The sequence below is a fragment of the Streptomyces sp. NPDC041200 genome (genome assembly GCF_055591805.1).
In genome coordinates, this window is the sequence record NZ_JBVIZF010000135.1 from 1 (window position 1) to 1,314 (window position 1,314).

A 1,314-nucleotide genomic window follows, 5' to 3' on the forward strand; every position below is an offset into this window, starting at 1 on the left:
GGCGGATTCCAGGGGTCGTCGCAACACAAGTGATCAGCTGGTTGTGGCCAGGAGCTTAGCGAGGCGCTCGGCTGGGGTTTCCCAGCCGAGCGTTTTGCGTGGGCGGCCGTTCAGTTCGGCGGCGACGGCGTCCAGGTGCTCGCGGGGGTGGGCCGACAGGTCGGTGCCTTTGGGGAAGTACTGCCGCAGGAGGCCGTTGGTGTTCTCGTTCGAGCCGCGCTGCCAGGGGCTGGCCGGGTCGCAGAAGTAGACCGGGATGTCGGTGGCGAGGGTGAAAGAGCCGTGGGCGGCCATCTCGGAGCCTTGGTCCCAGGTCAGGGAGCGTGCCAGGTGGGAGGGCAGGGTCTGGGCGGTGTCGACCAGGGCGTCGCGGACGTGTTCGGCGGTGCGGCCGGCGGGCAGGTGCAGCAGCATCACGTAGCGGGTGGCGCGTTCGACGAGGGTGCCGATGGCGGAGGCGCCGTCCTTGCCGATGATGAGGTCGCCTTCCCAGTGGCCGGGTATGGCCCGGTCCTCGGCCTCGGCGGGGCGTTCGCTGATCATCACCATCGGTGTGGCGAACCGTGGGGCGCGCTGTTGAGCCTGGCGGCGGGGCTTGCGGCGGGCCCGTCCGGTGCGCAGGGCCCGGGCGAGTTCCCGGCGCAGCTCGCCGCGGCCCTGGACGTAGAGAGCCTGGTAGATCGTCTCGTGGGCCACGTGCATCTCCGGCCGGTCGGGGAACTGGGCCCGCAGAGCCTGGCGGATCTGCTCGGGACTCCACCGTAGGTACAGGTGACGTTGGATGAAGGTGCGCAGTTCGGGGTTCTGGCCGATCTTCCCGTACTTGGGGCGGGGCCGGCGGTCATCGGCCCGTGCCTGGGCAGCGTGCGGACGGTAGTGCCGCACGCCACGAGGATCGACCGTGCCGTTACGGCAGATCTCCCGGCTGACGGTGGAGGGGCTGCGGCCCAGCTCAGCGGCAATCGTGCGGATGGATGCCTTCTCGCGGAGGCGGTCGGCGATGTGGATCCGGTCGGCCTCGCGCAGGTAACGGGACGGAACAGCAGACGGCACCACCGCGCGACGAGCCGGTGGTGCCGCCTTGTGCCTGCCGGAGAGGTTGCGGCCGTTACGCCATCGCTTGCCGGTCCGGTAATTGATCCCCACGATCCGGCACGCTTCGTGGCTGCTCAGGCCCTGGTCCATGAGCCGGAAGTATTCCTCCCGCTCACGGACCAGCTTCCTGCGGCCTTGGGCCACCGTCCGCGCCTTACGGATCTGGAACTCCATCGCACCCCTTGAGCCGGGGTGTTGCAACGACTCCTAGAACCCAAG

Annotated in this window: 1 protein-coding gene; it reads right to left on the reverse strand. The window is 69.5% G+C overall.

The features are described 5' to 3' along the window. Positions 1 to 33 precede the first annotated feature (33 nt). A complete protein-coding gene (locus ACZ6CL_RS42980; RefSeq protein WP_468947035.1) occupies positions 34 to 1,269 on the reverse strand; it encodes an IS30 family transposase in 1,236 nt (411 codons plus the stop codon). Positions 1,270 to 1,314 lie beyond the last annotated feature (45 nt).